The following is a 13,657-nucleotide window of genomic DNA, read 5'->3' as shown; positions in this document are numbered from 1 at the left end:
CTTCAGACCGTACCCGCGATCACCCGTAGCTGCGCCCCTTCCAGGTCGCGCCGAGCCCGCGCCAGTGGCGCACCGCCGAGCCGACGGTCATCAGCAGGTACAGCGTGGCGATGACGGGCAGCAGGGGCGCGGCGAGCCACGGCTGCCGGTAGTAGCGCAGCATCGGGACGAAGGTCGCCGTCATGAGCACCCACGCGGCGAGGGCCAGCACGCGGACAGCGCCGGTGGCCGCGAAGGTCAGCACCGGGGGCGCGAGGAAGACCACGGCCAGGCCCAGCACGGTGCCGGCGAGGAGCAGCGGGGAGTGCCGCAGCTGGGCGTAGGCGCTGCGCGCGATCATGTCCCACAGGGAGCGCAGCGTGGGGTAGGGACGGACGCTGCGCACGTCCCCGGCCAGTCCGAGCCAGATGCGGCCTCCGGCGCGCTTGATGGCGCGGCCGAGGGCGACGTCGTCGATCAGCGCGTCCCGGATCGCGGCCGGGCAGCGGGCCCGCTCGAGCGCGGTGCGCCGCACGAGGCAGCAGCCTCCGGCGGCCGCGGCGGTGCGGCCGGGGCCGTTGACCCACCGGAACGGGTAGAGCATCGCGAAGAAGTACACGAAAGCGGGAACGATCAGCCGTTCCCAGCGGGTGCGGGTGCGCAGGCGGGCCATCTGGGACACCAGATCGCGGCCGTCGGCGGAGGCGACCAGCGCGGCGACCGAGTACGGGCCGTGGGCGATGTCGGCGTCGGTGAACAGCAGGAAGTCGGGCTCGCCGGCCTGGGCGACGCCGTGCGCGAGCGCCCACGGCTTGCCGGTCCAGCCGGGCGGGCGTTCACCCGGTGCGGTGACGGTGAGCCGCTCGCCGCCGAGGGCGCGGGCGACGTCCGCGGTGCCGTCGCCGCTGCCGTCGTCGACGAGGATCATCCGGAGTGGTCCCGGGTAGCGCTGGGCGAGCAGTGCCGGAAGTGTTTCCGGCAGGATCGCGGTCTCGTCGCGCGCGGGTACCACGACCGCCACCGACGGCCACGCGGCGGGCTCCCGGCGGGGCGGTAACCGCTGGTCAGTGCGCCAGAAGCCGGTCGCGGCCAGCCACAGCCAGGCCAGCAGCGCGACCGCCGCGACGATGATCATGAACGGCAGTTTCCCACGCGGTGACCGTGACGGACCGGATCCGATGGGGTAGAGTCGGTCTTGTCGGGAGATTCTCGCAGGCTGGCACAGGGCCGGTTTCGTTCCCTTCGGTTGGCCCATCGTGGTTGATCCTCCACGAGAGAAGTTCCTTCTTGACCTCTTCGGCTCCCGTTGTCCCGGACCGGAAGACCAAGCCCCTGCTGTCGGAACAAGCGTCGATGACCGAGATGGTGGTCATCCGGGCGTTCCTGATCATCCCCTTCGCCGCGCTGATCGCCGCCGTTCCCCTGCTCTGGGGCTGGGGACTGAGCTGGCTCGACCTCGCCGTCGCCGCCGCGTTCTACACGGTGTCCACTTTGGGCATCACCATCGGCTACCACCGCTACTTCACCCACGGCGCGTTCCGCGCGAACCGTCCACTTCGGATCGCGCTGGCGATCGCGGGGAGCATGGCGGCGCAGGGACCGGTGATCGGGTGGGTGGCCGACCACCGTCGTCACCACGCGTTCTCCGACCGCGCGGGCGATCCGCACTCGCCGTGGCTGTTCGGCACCTCGCCGGCCGCGCTGGCCAAGGGTTTCTGGCACGCCCACATGGGCTGGCTGTTCGGCCGCGACCGGACCAATGTGGACCGGTTCGCCCCGGATCTCGCCGCCGACCCGGACATCCGCGCGGTGGACCGGCTGTTCCCGCTGTGGGTCTCGTTGTCGGTGCTGCTGCCGGCGCTGATCGGCGGGCTGGCGACGATGTCCTGGTGGGGCGCGCTCACCGGGTTCCTGTGGGCCGGGCTGGCGCGGGTGGCGTTCCAGCACCACGTGACCTGGTCGGTGAACTCGATCTGCCACATGATCGGTGACCGCCCGTTCGCCAGCCGGGACCGCTCGGCCAACTTCTGGCCGCTGGCGATCCTGTCCATGGGCGAGTCGTGGCACAACTCCCACCACGCCGATCCGACCTGCGCCCGCCACGGCGTGCGACGCGGGCAGATCGACGTGTCCGCCCGGGTGATCTGGGCGTTCGAACGTCTCGGCTGGGCCTGGCAGGTGCGCTGGCCCACCGAGCAGCGGCTGGCGCGGCTGGCCGTGAAATCCGCACCACCGAAGGGATCGTCATGACCTGGGCTCGCCACGCTTCCCCGCCGCGACCCGAAAGCGGCCCGATCGCCGAGGCACGCGCCCGGATGGCCCAGGACGAGGCGATCGCCAACCACCGTGCGGCGCGCACGGTCGCCGACCACGCGCTGGACGTCCACGACTGCCGCGAGCTGCTCGCCATGCTCGGGCTGACCACGAAGGGCGCGGCTTCCGCGCTCTGATTGTTAGAGAAAATATCAAGGAGAAACGCATGACACAGGGCACCGTCAAATGGTTCAACGCCGAAAAGGGCTTCGGCTTCATCGCGCAGGAGAGCGGACCGGACGTCTTCGTCCACTACTCGGAGATCGACGGCAACGGCTTCCGCAGCCTTGAAGAGAACCAGCAGGTGACCTTCGAGATCACGCAGGGCGCCAAGGGCCCCCAGGCGAGCCGCGTCAGCATCGTCTGACACGCACGACTGCTCAACGGGCCGGTTCCCCATCCGGGGGACCGGCCCGTTGCCGTTGCAGCACACCGCTCGCCGGGCAAGTGCCGATCGCCACGGCCCCCGGCATTCTCGTCCGGCTCGGACCGGCCGGACGCAAAATCGCCGTCGCGATCACGCCGCCGTCAGGTCCGGCAACCCCGCCGGGGTGCCCGCGTCGATCCACCTCGCCAGGCGGTCGCGCGTGAACAGCTCGTCCAGCACCATGAACGCGGCGCCCACCACGCCCGCCTGGTCGCCCAGCGACGAGCGCGCGATGCGCAGGTCCCGCGTCGCCAGGGGCAGGGACCTGCCGTAGATCACCTCGCGGATCGTGGCGAGCAGGTGGTCGCCCGCGCCGGCCACGCCGCCGCCGATCAGCAGCAGCGACGGGTTGAAGAAGCTCACCAGCATCGCCAGCTGGTCGCCGATCAGCCGCCCGGCGCGCTGGATCAGTTCGAGCGCCGCCCGGTCGCCGTTCTGCGCCGCCCACGCCACGTCCTCCGCGGTGACCACACCGTTCCCGGCGAGCCGCTCGGCCAGGATCGGGCTGGTGCCGTCCTTCGCCACCGTCTCGCCGTCCCGGGCCAGTGCCGCGCCGCCGGCAAGCGCTTCCAGGCAGCCGATGTTGCCGCACCGGCACACGACCGTCGTGTCGGTGCGGGCCGCCGTGTGCCCGATGTCGCCGGCGCACCCCTGGCTGCCGCGGTGCAGGTGACCGCCGGAGATGAGCCCGGCGCCGATCCCGGTGCCGATCTTGACGTAGAGGTAGTCCCGCACCCCGGCCGCCGCGCCCGCCCGGAACTCGCCGAGCGTCATCGCGTTGACCTCGTTGTCCACCCACACCGGCGCGCTGTGCCGCCGGGCGAAGTGGTCGCGCACCGGGTAGCCGTCCCAGCCCGGCATGATCGGCGGGGCGCTGGGCCGCCCGGTGGCGAACTCGACCGGGCCCGGCAGCCCGATGCCCACCCCCCACACCTCGGCGCCCGGCCGGGCGGCCAGCAGGTCGTCGAAGAGCGCGCCGACCTGGGCGAGCACGGGTTCCGGCCCGCGGGCGACGTCGGAGGCCTCGGTGCGCTGGGCGAGCAGGGTCCCGGCGAGGTCCGTGAGCCCGGCGCTGATGCTGGTGGCGCCCAGCTCGGCGGTGAGGATCACCCCGGCGCCGGAGCGGAACCGCAGCTCCCGCGGCGCGCGTCCGCCGCTGGAGGGCCCCAGCTCGCCGTCCTCCAGCAGCCCGGCGCGCATCAGGTGACCGACGCGCTGGCTGATGACGGTCCGCCCCAGCCCCGACCGCCTGCCCAGCTCCGGCCGGGTCCGCGCGGCGCCGGAGCGCACCAGATCGAGCACCAGGACCAGATCGTCGAGCTGGTCGGACGGGATGGTTGCGGTCACGCGCGTTCCCTTCGCTCGCACTAACCCGGAAATTCGTACCAGGCCCGGGGTCAGCCGGGCGTGACCTCCACCCAGTCGCGGCGCGTGGCGGAGCTCAGGACCGCCTCGGTGATCGCCGTGGCGCGGGCGCCGTCGGCCAGCGTCGGCAGGCCCTCGGGCTTCTCGCCGCGGATCGTGGCGTAGGTGTCGGCGATGAAGCCGGTGAAGGAGTCCAGGTAGCCCTGCGGGTGGCCGGCCGGGACGAGGTTGCGGGACGTCGCGTCGGGGCCGAGGGCGGGGTCGCCGCGGTGCAGAACCCGCGTCTCGTCGCGCCGGCCCATCCACAGGATCTCCGGCTCCTGCTGGTCGAACGCGTACTCGACCTCGGGGGTGTCGATCCGCAGCTGCAGCTGGTTGCGCCGCCCCGGCGAGATCTGGCTGATCACCGCCGACCCGAACACGCCCTGCTCGGTCTCGAACTGCAGCAGCGCCGCGTCCTCGGTGTCCACCTCGGCGCCCGCCCGCACCGGCACGACCCGCGGCAGCACCGCGTGCACCCGCGCGATCCGCTGTCCGGTGACGAACTCCGCCAGATCGCACCAGTGCACCCCGATGTCGCCGAACGCGCGCGACGGCCCGCCCAGCTCGGACCGCACCCGCCAGTTCGTGTCGCTGTCGCGGGAGAGCCAGTCCTGCAGGTAGACGCCGTGGATCAGCCGGATCCGCTCGCCGCGCACCCGCTCCCGCACCTCGCGCACCACCGGGTAGAAGCGGTAGGCGAACGGCACGGCGACCACGCGGTCGGTGTCGCGCCACCGCCGGACGAGGCCGGCGACCTCGGCGCCGCTCATGCCGACGGGCTTTTCCAGGACGACGTGCTTGCCCGCGTCCAGCGCGATGCGGGTCAGCGGCGCGTGCAGGGCGTTCGGGGTGCAGATGTGCACGACGTCGATGCCGGGGGCGGCGGCCAGCTCCTCCGCGCTGTCCACGGCCGACCGGGCGCCCAGCTCGGCCGCCGCCGCGCGGGAGCGGGCGGGCGTGGACGCGGCCACCGCGGCCAGGTCCTGGCCCAGCGTGCGCACCGCACGGGCGTGTACGGCTCCGATGAACCCGGCGCCGATGATCCCGGCCCGCAACGGCTCGCTCACTTCTCCCCCTGTCAGCAGGTCTTCTGCACTACTGAAATCATCTAATGCATACCGTGAACATAAGTCAAGTCGCAAAAAAGGGGCGTCGTCCTCGACCAGCCTGGGGGTCACTGGGAGAACGACGCCTCCACCATCATAGCCGCTTCGGGGCGGGGTGTGCAGGCTGAACGGATCTCGACACGAAAAAGGCCGGCGAGCCCCCAGGCCCCGCCGGCCGCGCATCCGCTGTAGCGGATGACCTGGGCCAGAATAGGTGCAGGACACCTCGGTTTGTCAACGGCCTGCGGCTGATTGACAATGACTGCCGTCCGCCGAAGCGGACGACCACCTTCGAGCACGAGGAACCGCATGGACCAGGGCGGGCAGGAGGGCGGCTCGCTCGCCGCCAAGATCACGCACCTGATCACCACCCTCTACCCCGAGGGCAGGCCCGGATACGCGAAGCTGGCGGCGCAGATCCGCGAGCGCACGGGGGCGACCCTGTCGAGCACGTACCTGTGGGAACTGGCCAGCGGCCGCAAGCGCAACCTGACGCAGGAGACGCTGGGCACGCTCGCCGCGTTCTTCGGCGTGCCGCCCGACTACTTCCTCGACGACGCGGTGACCTCCCGCGTGGACGCCCAGCTCGAGCTGGCGCAGGCGCTGCGCAACCACAAGGTCCGGTCGATCGCGCTGCGCGCGGACGGGCTGTCCGACGATACCCTGGACGCGCTGCTGGCCATGGTCACCGAGGCCCGCAAGATCGAGCGGCTCGGGCCGCCGGCCGAGCAGCCGGACGACGAGCCGGGCGCGTAGACCGGGGCAGGTGCCGCGCCCGCTCGCAGACCCGCCCGAGCGGAGGTGACGGCAGCGATGGTGACGCGACGCGACCTGCGGCGGTGCCAGGCCCTGGTGGCCGGCCTGCCGCTGCCCCGGCCGTTCTCGGTGCCGGCGCTGGTCGACGCCCTCGCCGCGCGGCGCGGCCGCCCGATCCACGTGCGCACGCTCCCGCCGGGGTCCGGCGGCGCCGCGTGCGGGGCGTGGATCCGGCTGGCGTCGGCGGACGTGATCTACGTCGAGGAGCAGACGAGCCGGGTGCACCGCGACCACATCGTGCTGCACGAGATCGGCCACCTGCTGTGCGACCACACCGGCGACGGCACGGGGCATCCGCTGTCGCGGGTGCTGCCGGACCTGTCGCCGGAGCTGATCGAGCGCCTGCTGACCCGCACCGGGTACACCACGGAGGAGGAGCAGGAGGCCGAGCTGGTCGCCAGCCTCATCCGGACCGCCGCGCAGGCCCGCGCGACCTGGACGACGACCGGGGCGCTCGGCGAGTTCGAAACCGCGCTCGGCCTGCGGGGAACGTGGGAGTGAGCGGCCAGCTGCGCCGGGGTGCGCGGTGAGCCCCGCGGCGCTGGGGAGCGCCGGCACGCACCTCCTGGCCGCCGGGACGCTCGTGCTGTGGGTGACGCTGGTGATCCGCGCGCCCGCCGCCCGGCGGGCACCCCCGCGGCGGCGCATGCTGATCGCGATCGCGAGCCTCGCCACCTCGATCACCCTCGTCCTCGAACCGGTCGCCGGCCTGGTCGACCGCGCCTTCGGGCCGGGCGGCGGCTGCGGCATCGTGGTGAGCGTCTGGGGCGTCGTCGGCTCCGCGCTCATCCTCGACTTCGTCCTGGCCGCCACCGCCAGCCGCCGCCCGCTGCTGGTCTACGGCAGTGCCGCCCTGGTCAGCGCCGCGCTGCTGCTGATCAACTCCGGCGCTCCCGAGCCGGCCTGCCTCACCTCCGCCGACGTCCCGTGGTTCGGCCTGTTCTGGTCGCTGCTGTGCCTCGCGCACGTGCTGGGCACCGGTCCCGCGGCGATCCTGTGCGCCCGCTACGGGCGGCGGGCCACCACCCGCCCGCTCCGGGCCGGCCTGTACGTGCTCGCCACCGGGTTCGCCTCCTCGACCGTCTTCTGGGGCCTGGTGGTGCCCGCCTACCTGGTCACCCGGTCGTCGTGGCTGGGGGCGGCGGCCCCGCTCAACGTCGCGATCACGGCGTGGGTCATGGCGCTGGGCACGGCACTGCCGCAGCTGCTGCGGCTGCACCGGGCCGCGGGCGACCGCCGGACGCTGCGCCACCTGGAACCGTTGTGGCGCCGCCTGGTGACGGCGGTGCCGCAGGTCCACCTGCCGGAGAGCGGCCGGTGGGCCAGCGACCTGCGGCTGTACCGCCGGGTGATCGAGATCCGTGACGCGGTCCTGGTCCTGCGCGACTACGTGGACCCGGGCACGATCGAGGCGGCCCGGGCCCACGCGGGCAGCGAAGCCCTCGCCACGGCCTGCTGGCTTCCCCTGGCGGAGGCGGCGAAGGAGCGCGGCGAACCCCCGCGCGCGGCGCCCCCGCCGGGCGCGGACTGCTCGGGCGAGGAGTGGGCCGACGAGGTCGGATTCGCCCTCACGCTCGCCGAGCACCGGGATTCCGCGCTGGTGCGCTCCTTCCAGCCCGCCAGCGGCTCCATTCCGGACGGTCAGCGGTAGTAGCCGTCCACCGGCACGCGCGCCTCGTCGAACAGGAACGGGCCCTCCTGCGGCACCGGCCGCACCACGACCGGCGCGGTCGGCTCCCTCAGGCTCTCCAGCTGCTCCCCCGACAGGGCGAAGACCACCCGCCCGAGACCGGACCGCGCCAGCGCGCCCGTGCACATCCCGCACGGCTGGCAGCTGGTGTACATCGTGGTGCCCGCCGCCGTCTCCGGGTCCAGCTCACGCGCCGCCCAGCGGGCCAGTTTCTGCTCGGGGTGCGCGGAGATGTCCCGGTCGGTGATCGCGGTGTTGCGGTCCTCGGCCAGGATCCGCCCGTCGGGGCCGACCAGCAGCGAGCCGAAGGGCGGGTTGCCCGCGGCCCGGGCTTCGGCGGCCAGCTCGATCGCGCGCCGCAGGTACTTCTCGTCGGACATCAATCCTCCAGTTGGGCGCGGACCGTCGCCAGCGCCTGCCAGGCGGCCTGGGGCCGCAACGTTTCCGCCGGGTCGCCCCCGAACGGGTCGAGCACCACGGTTTCGGCGCCCAGTGCGCGCAGTTCCGCGAGGTCGGCGACGATCTGCTCGATCGTGCCCTCGCCCGCGAGCCGCTCGCCGGTGACCGGTTCCCGGGTCAGGCGCAACGCGATCCGCGGCGCCAGGGCGGGCACCGGCCGTCCGGCGTCGTCGGCGATCGCCTTGAGCCGTCCCAGCGCCTCGCGGAACCAGCCGAGGCCGAACCGCAGCGGGTGCCACGGCTCGCCCAGCCGCACGGCCCGGCGCAGGGCGGCCGCGCTGTTCCCGCCGATCCACAACGGGATCCGCCCCGCCCGGTAGCCCGGATCGGCCCACGCCTCGCGCAGCACGTCCAGGTACTCGTCGGTCAGCGCGCCGCGCCGTTCGAACGGCACCCCCAGCGCCTCGAACTCCTGACGCGCCCAGCCGACCCCGACGCCGAGCACCAGCCGGCCGCCGCTGAGGGCGTTCAGGTTGGCGGCCATGCGCGCGGTCAGCAGCGGGTGGCGGTACGGCAGCACGAGGATCGTCGTGCCGAGCCGGATCCGCTCGGTCACCCCCGCCAGCCAGGACAACGTCGTGAACGGCTCGTAGAACGGCGCCGGGTACTGGCCGGCCACGTCCGGCGTGATCGCCACGTGGTCGGACATCATCAGCAGGTCGAAACCAAGTCCCTCCACGGTCCGGCCCCAGTCGCGGAGCACGCCGGGATCCGTGCCGGGGCCGAAGTTCGGGATGTTCACACCGATTTTCACGACGTCCAGGTTAGGCAGAGATCACCGGGCGGCACAGGGATTCCTTGCGGACTTGTGCCCCGTCCGCCGTGGATCTGCCGGTATTTTCGGGTCATGACCGAGACTCTCGACGCGACCGACTGGGCGATCCTCACCGAACTGCAGGCGGACGGGCGGGTGCCGCTGACCGAGCTGGCCCGCCGCGTCAGCCTGAGCGCGTCCGCGACGACCGAACGGGTCAAGCGGCTGGAGGCGGCGGGGGTGATCACCGGGTACCGGGCGGAGGTCGATCTCGGCAAGGTCGGCTACCCGGTGCTCGCCGTGGTGCGGCTGAAGTACCCGGGCAGCAGGCACGAGCCGCTGCACCGGCTGCTCGGCGAGCGCCACGAGATCCTGGAGTGCCTGCGCACCACCGGCGACGACTGCTACACGCTGAAGGTCGCGGCCGCCTCGATGGACCACCTGGAGGAGGTCGCGGACCAGCTGGCGCAATTCGGCAGCACGACGACGAACGTGGTGTACCGGCGGACGCTCCCGGCACGCGGCCCGTCCGGACCACCGCGCCGCGGCTAGGACGGTGAAGCCACTTGGGGAACCCACGCGGCCTGCGCCGCCGCGGCTAGACCAGCGGCCGGCCCGTGCGCAGGCGGCGTCGCAGGTCCCACAGGTAGGCGTTGAACGGGAACTCACGCACCGGGCGCGGGGAGAGCCGCACCGCGAGGCCGATCGCCTTGAGCAGCCGGTCGAACCGGCGCTCGTCGCGCGGCGTCCAGCCGAGCTTCATCTGCTCCCGGAACACGCCGGGCAGGAAGCCGGTGGTGACGAACCGGTTGACCGGCCCCAGCGCGCGGCTGACGAACCCGGGCAGGAACTTCAGGTCGGCGACCCCCATCAGGTACTCGCGCACCGTGTCGTCGATCGAGATCTCCGCCAGCGCCCCGGTCCAGTACTCCTCGAACGCCTGCCGGTCGGCCGGCCACATGTCCTCCGTGACCTGCAGCGTGGTGCCGAGCACGGATGAGTGCCGGTAGATCTCCTCGGCCCGCTCCGGGGCGAGCGGCCCGACGAACGCCTCGTAGACGTCCTCGAACCCGCGGTACAGGCAGGCCGCGACCCACAGCTGCAGCTTCGGATCGAAGGCGTTGTAGGACACCGGGCTGGACCCGGTGGAGCGGACCTGCGCGTGCGCGACGTTGACGGCCTTCCGGTACGCCGCGCGCTCCTCGTCGGTGCCCAGCGCCACGACGGCCAGGTAGGTCACCGTCGTCCGGCTCCGCTTGACCGGGTGCTTGAACAGGTTCCCGCTGTCCACCCGGCTTTCGTACACGCCGTAGCCCACGGACGGGTGCGCGAGCTGCATGATCACGTTCGCGCTGCCGGCCAGGAGACCGGCCCCGATCACCGCGTCGCCGAGGCGGGTGGGGGCGGCTGTGGCGGCCATCGCCGGTCTCCGATCTGCTCACGTCCGTTCGCAGATATTCCAGCGCGGCCCCACCGCACCTGTCAAGATGGGGGCATGGAGACGTCAGCGCTGCGCACCTACGGCGGCGTCGCCGGCGAGGACCGGCAGGCCGAGCGCCGCGCCCAGCTCATCGAGGCCGGCCTGGAACTGCTCGGCGCGCGCGATGGCGACCGCAACCTGACCGTGCGCGGCGTGTGCCGGCAGGCCGGGCTGGCCGCGCGCTACTTCTACGAGAACTTCGCCGACCGGGACGCGCTGGCCGTCGCGGTGTACGACTCGGTGGTCGAGGGCATCGCGGCGACGACCCTGGAGGCCGTCGAGTCCGCACCCGGCGACGCCCGCGCGAAGACGCACGCCGGGCTGAGCCGCCTGGTCCGCGCGATCGCCGAAGACCCGCGCAAGGGCTTCCTGCTCTTCTCCCCCACCCTCGACAACACCGTCCTGGCACAGCGGCGCGCCGCGTCCGCGCGGTGGTTCGCCGGGCTGCTCGGCCTGCAGGCCCGCGAGTTCTACGGCATGCCCTCCACCCCGCGGCTGGACCTGCTCGCCGAGATGCTGGTCGGCGGGCTCTCCCAGGCGCTGACGTCGTGGCTGGACGGCTCGCTCGAACTGTCCGAAGAGGACCTGGTGGAGCACTGCACGGAGGTCTTCCTCGCCGTGTCGAAGATCGCCTGACGACCGTTACCTAACGATCGCTAATGAGCTATGGTCGGGGGAACCACGGGAGGTGCCGCCGATGACCGCTGTCCGGATCGCGAACTTCTCCGGCTATCTGGGGGATCGCTACACGGCGATCGACGAGGCGATGAGCGGCGATCCGGTGGACGTGCTGATCGGCGACTACCTCGCCGAGGTCACGCTGGCCGCACTGGCCACCGGCTACCGGCGGGACCCCGAACGCGGCTACGTCGAATACTTCGTCGGCCAGATCCGCCCGCACCTGGCCGCGATCGCGCAGCGAGGCGTGAAGGTCGTGACCAACGCGGGCGGCTTCCACCCCGCCGCGCTCGCGGAGAAGCTGCGCAAGGTCGCCGCCGACGAGGGCGTCCCGCTGCGGATCGCGCACGTCGAGGGCGACAACGTGCTGTCCCGGCTGGGCGAGTACGCCGAGGCCGGGCACCGGCTGGAGAACCTGGACACCGGCGCGCCGCTGGCGTCCTGGGGGCACGAGCCGCTGGCCGCGAACGCCTACCTGGGCGGCTGGGGCATCGCGGCCGCGCTCGCCGAGGGCGCCGACATCGTGGTGTGCGGCCGGGTCGCCGACGCGTCACTGGTCACCGGACCGGCCGCGTGGTGGCACGGCTGGGCCACCGACGACTGGAACGCGCTCGCGGGGGCGGTCACCGCGGGCCACGTCATCGAATGCGGTCCGCAGGCCGTGGGCGGCAACTTCGCCGGCTTCACGCGCATCCCGGACATGCTGGTGCCGGGCTTCCCGATCGCCGAGGTCGCCGCGGACGGCAGCAGCGTGATCACCAAGCACACCGGGCACGGCGGCGCGGTCACCGTCGACACCGTGACCGCGCAACTGGTCTACGAGATCCAGGGCCCGCGCTACCTCAACCCGGACGTCACGGTGCACCTGGACACCGTGCGGCTGGCCGCGGCGGGACCGGACCGGGTCGAGGTCACCGGCGCGACCGGGTCCCCTCCCCCGCCGACCACGAAGGTCGCGGTGTTCGCCGCGATCGGTCACACGCTGGTCAACACCGTCTACGTCACCGCGCCGGACGTGGACGCGAAGGTCGCCCTGCTGCGCGCGCAGATCACCCGCGAGGTGCCCGAGGGTGTCGAGCTGGACATCACCAGACTGGGCACCGCGGCCACCGACCCCGAGACGCAGTGGGACGCCACCGTCGCGGTGCGCGTGATGGCCGTGGCCGCGACCCCGGAGCCGCTGGCGAAGCTGAACCTGGCCGGCCGGCTGGGATCGCTGTACCTGCAGAGCATCCCGGGCTTCTACCACGACGGCGGCGCCGGGCTGACCTCGCGCAGCAAACCGCGCATCGACTACTGGCCGGCGCTGCTGCCGATGTCGGAGGTGCCGCACCGGGTCGTCCTCGACGACGGCCGCACGCTGCCGATCGCCCCGCCGCCCACCGCGCCGGTCCAGCCGCAGCCGGTGCACCCCGAACCGGCCGGGCAGCCGCTGCCGGAGCGGGCGCGCAAGGCGCCGCTGGGCACCGTCGCCTACGCCCGCAGCGGTGACAAGGGAGGCAACAGCAACGTCGGGGTCTGGGTGCCGGACGAGCGGGCCTGGTCGTGGCTGCGGCAGGCACTGTCCACAGCGGAGCTTCGCAAGCTGTTGCCCGAGACCGGGGATCTCGGCATCGTCCGGCACGAGTTCCCGCACCTGCGGGCCGTCCACTTCGTCCTGCGCGGCCTGCTGGGCACCGGAGGGTCCGCGAACCTGCGCGCCGATCAGGTCGGCAAGGCCGTCGGCGAGTACCTGCGCGCCAAGCACGTCCTGATCCCCGAGGAGCTGCTCGACCATGTCGCTGACTGAGCGCATCACCGCGGCCGTGGCGAACCCCACGACGAGCGACGAGTTCGACCCGCAGGCCGAGCTGGCCGAGGTGCTGGCCGGGATCGGGATGAGCCCGGCCGACACCGGCGGCGCGATCACGTTCCGCGGTGCGGACCCGGTGGTGCCGAGCACGCTGCGGCTGGGCGGGTCGGCGGCGATCGCGCTGGCCGCGAAGTCCGCCGCGATCGCGAAGCTGTGGCGGCTGCGCGGCGGTGACGGGCAGGACATCGGCGTCGACCTGCGCGTGGCACCGCACCGGCTGTGCCCGTTCTACGACCGGAAGTGGGAGCTGCTCAACGGGTATCCGGCGAGCACCCCGGCGAACCCGTCACAGGCGCTGGGGTTCCGCTTCTACCGCACGGCGGACGACGAGTGGGTGATGCCGCTCAACCCGTACCCGAAGATCAAGCTGGCGGCGCAGAAGCTGCTCGGCGTGCCCGACGACACCGAGGCGGTCGCCGCGGCGATCGCGAAGTGGCGGGGCCGGGACCTGGAGAACGCGGCGGTCACGGCGGGCGCGGTGCTGCCGATGCTGCGCACGCCCGCGGAGCTGATGGCCGAACCGCACTACCGCCAGGTGCTGGCGGACCTGCCGCTGGTGGAGATCACGAAGATCGGCGACAGCGCGCCGGAACCCCTTGGCGCGGCGGAGGATCCGCTGTCCGGGGTGCGGGCGCTGGGGATGGGGCACGTCATCGCCGGCGCGGGGGTGCGCCGGCGATGACGTGCCCCATCCCC

The 13,657-nt window shown here is 73.0% G+C and carries 16 protein-coding genes; 10 read left to right on the top strand and 6 right to left on the bottom strand.

Going from position 1 to position 13,657, the window contains the following annotated elements:
* Nucleotides 1-19 precede the first annotated feature (19 nt).
* A complete protein-coding gene (locus D0D15_RS13310; RefSeq protein WP_115944467.1) occupies nucleotides 20-1,114 on the bottom strand; it encodes a glycosyltransferase in 1,095 nt (364 codons plus the stop codon).
* A gap of 218 nt (nucleotides 1,115-1,332) precedes the next feature.
* Here D0D15_RS13310 and D0D15_RS13305 point away from each other — a divergent pair, with 218 nt between their 5' ends.
* Genes D0D15_RS13305 through D0D15_RS13295 form a run of 3 tightly spaced genes read left to right on the top strand, consistent with a single transcriptional unit; the run spans nucleotide 1,333 to nucleotide 2,659 of the window.
* Nucleotides 1,333-2,229: an acyl-CoA desaturase gene (locus D0D15_RS13305; protein WP_162830566.1), complete on the top strand. Its 897-nt coding sequence runs from the start codon at nucleotides 1,333-1,335 to the stop codon at nucleotides 2,227-2,229.
* A complete protein-coding gene (locus D0D15_RS13300; protein WP_094007945.1) occupies nucleotides 2,226-2,429 on the top strand; it encodes a hypothetical protein in 204 nt (67 codons plus the stop codon). The genes D0D15_RS13305 and D0D15_RS13300 overlap by 4 nt, the downstream gene beginning before the upstream one ends.
* A 29-nt stretch (nucleotides 2,430-2,458) precedes the next feature.
* Nucleotides 2,459-2,659 carry a cold-shock protein gene (locus D0D15_RS13295; RefSeq protein WP_094007944.1) on the top strand — a complete coding sequence of 67 codons (201 nt, stop codon included), beginning with the start codon at nucleotides 2,459-2,461 and terminating at the stop codon, nucleotides 2,657-2,659.
* A gap of 150 nt (nucleotides 2,660-2,809) precedes the next feature.
* On the opposite strand, the gene D0D15_RS13290 is transcribed toward D0D15_RS13295, so the two are convergent.
* Together D0D15_RS13290 and D0D15_RS13285 are read right to left on the bottom strand one after the other, a co-directional pair.
* Nucleotides 2,810-4,066 (bottom strand): ROK family protein, encoded by a 1,257-nt coding sequence (locus tag D0D15_RS13290; RefSeq protein WP_094007943.1) that lies wholly within the window; start codon nucleotides 4,064-4,066, stop codon nucleotides 2,810-2,812.
* A gap of 50 nt (nucleotides 4,067-4,116) precedes the next feature.
* Nucleotides 4,117-5,193 carry a Gfo/Idh/MocA family protein gene (locus tag D0D15_RS13285; RefSeq protein WP_094007942.1) on the bottom strand — a complete coding sequence of 359 codons (1,077 nt, stop codon included), beginning with the start codon at nucleotides 5,191-5,193 and terminating at the stop codon, nucleotides 4,117-4,119.
* A 348-nt stretch (nucleotides 5,194-5,541) separates the two neighbouring features.
* On the opposite strand from D0D15_RS13285, the gene D0D15_RS13280 reads away from it, so the two are divergent.
* The 3 genes from D0D15_RS13280 to D0D15_RS13270 are packed head-to-tail and all read left to right on the top strand — an operon-like array spanning nucleotide 5,542 to nucleotide 7,699.
* A complete protein-coding gene (locus D0D15_RS13280) occupies nucleotides 5,542-5,988 on the top strand; it encodes a hypothetical protein (protein WP_094007941.1) in 447 nt (148 codons plus the stop codon).
* 57 nt (nucleotides 5,989-6,045) lie between these two features.
* Nucleotides 6,046-6,549: a hypothetical protein gene (locus D0D15_RS13275; RefSeq protein WP_094007940.1), complete on the top strand. Its 504-nt coding sequence runs from the start codon at nucleotides 6,046-6,048 to the stop codon at nucleotides 6,547-6,549.
* Between the two features lie 25 nt (nucleotides 6,550-6,574).
* Nucleotides 6,575-7,699 carry an MAB_1171c family putative transporter gene (locus tag D0D15_RS13270; RefSeq protein ID WP_094007939.1) on the top strand — a complete coding sequence of 375 codons (1,125 nt, stop codon included), beginning with the start codon at nucleotides 6,575-6,577 and terminating at the stop codon, nucleotides 7,697-7,699.
* Here the strand turns inward: D0D15_RS13270 and D0D15_RS13265 are convergent.
* Nucleotides 7,690-8,118 carry a nucleoside deaminase gene (locus D0D15_RS13265; protein WP_094007938.1) on the bottom strand — a complete coding sequence of 143 codons (429 nt, stop codon included), beginning with the start codon at nucleotides 8,116-8,118 and terminating at the stop codon, nucleotides 7,690-7,692. The two genes, D0D15_RS13270 and D0D15_RS13265, sit on opposite strands and share 10 nt — an antisense overlap.
* Nucleotides 8,118-8,951 carry an LLM class flavin-dependent oxidoreductase gene (locus tag D0D15_RS13260; protein WP_094007937.1) on the bottom strand — a complete coding sequence of 278 codons (834 nt, stop codon included), beginning with the start codon at nucleotides 8,949-8,951 and terminating at the stop codon, nucleotides 8,118-8,120. The genes D0D15_RS13265 and D0D15_RS13260 overlap by 1 nt, the downstream gene beginning before the upstream one ends.
* Before the next feature lie 93 nt (nucleotides 8,952-9,044).
* On the opposite strand from D0D15_RS13260, the gene D0D15_RS13255 reads away from it, so the two are divergent.
* Nucleotides 9,045-9,503: an Lrp/AsnC family transcriptional regulator gene (locus tag D0D15_RS13255; RefSeq protein ID WP_094007936.1), complete on the top strand. Its 459-nt coding sequence runs from the start codon at nucleotides 9,045-9,047 to the stop codon at nucleotides 9,501-9,503.
* Nucleotides 9,504-9,549: 46 nt separating this feature from the next.
* On the opposite strand, the gene D0D15_RS13250 is transcribed toward D0D15_RS13255, so the two are convergent.
* A complete protein-coding gene (locus tag D0D15_RS13250; protein ID WP_094007935.1) occupies nucleotides 9,550-10,371 on the bottom strand; it encodes an oxygenase MpaB family protein in 822 nt (273 codons plus the stop codon).
* A 75-nt stretch (nucleotides 10,372-10,446) separates the two neighbouring features.
* Here D0D15_RS13250 and D0D15_RS13245 point away from each other — a divergent pair, with 75 nt between their 5' ends.
* The 3 genes from D0D15_RS13245 to D0D15_RS13235 all read left to right on the top strand — a co-directional run bounded on the left by D0D15_RS13245 (nucleotide 10,447) and on the right by D0D15_RS13235 (nucleotide 13,643).
* On the top strand, nucleotides 10,447-11,067 hold the full coding sequence (locus tag D0D15_RS13245) for a TetR/AcrR family transcriptional regulator (protein ID WP_094007934.1): 621 nt from the start codon (nucleotides 10,447-10,449) through the stop codon (nucleotides 11,065-11,067).
* A gap of 61 nt (nucleotides 11,068-11,128) precedes the next feature.
* Complete coding sequence (locus D0D15_RS13240; RefSeq protein ID WP_094007933.1) at nucleotides 11,129-12,898, top strand: acyclic terpene utilization AtuA family protein; 1,770 nt, start codon at nucleotides 11,129-11,131, stop codon at nucleotides 12,896-12,898.
* Nucleotides 12,885-13,643: a hypothetical protein gene (locus D0D15_RS13235; protein WP_244214952.1), complete on the top strand. Its 759-nt coding sequence runs from the start codon at nucleotides 12,885-12,887 to the stop codon at nucleotides 13,641-13,643. Before D0D15_RS13240 ends, D0D15_RS13235 begins: the two co-directional genes overlap by 14 nt.
* Nucleotides 13,644-13,657 lie beyond the last annotated feature (14 nt).

The sequence above is a fragment of the Amycolatopsis thermalba genome, from assembly GCF_003385215.1.
Lineage (GTDB): Bacteria > Actinomycetota > Actinomycetes > Mycobacteriales > Pseudonocardiaceae > Amycolatopsis_E > Amycolatopsis_E thermalba.
This window is presented reverse-complemented; position numbering and strand designations above follow the sequence as displayed.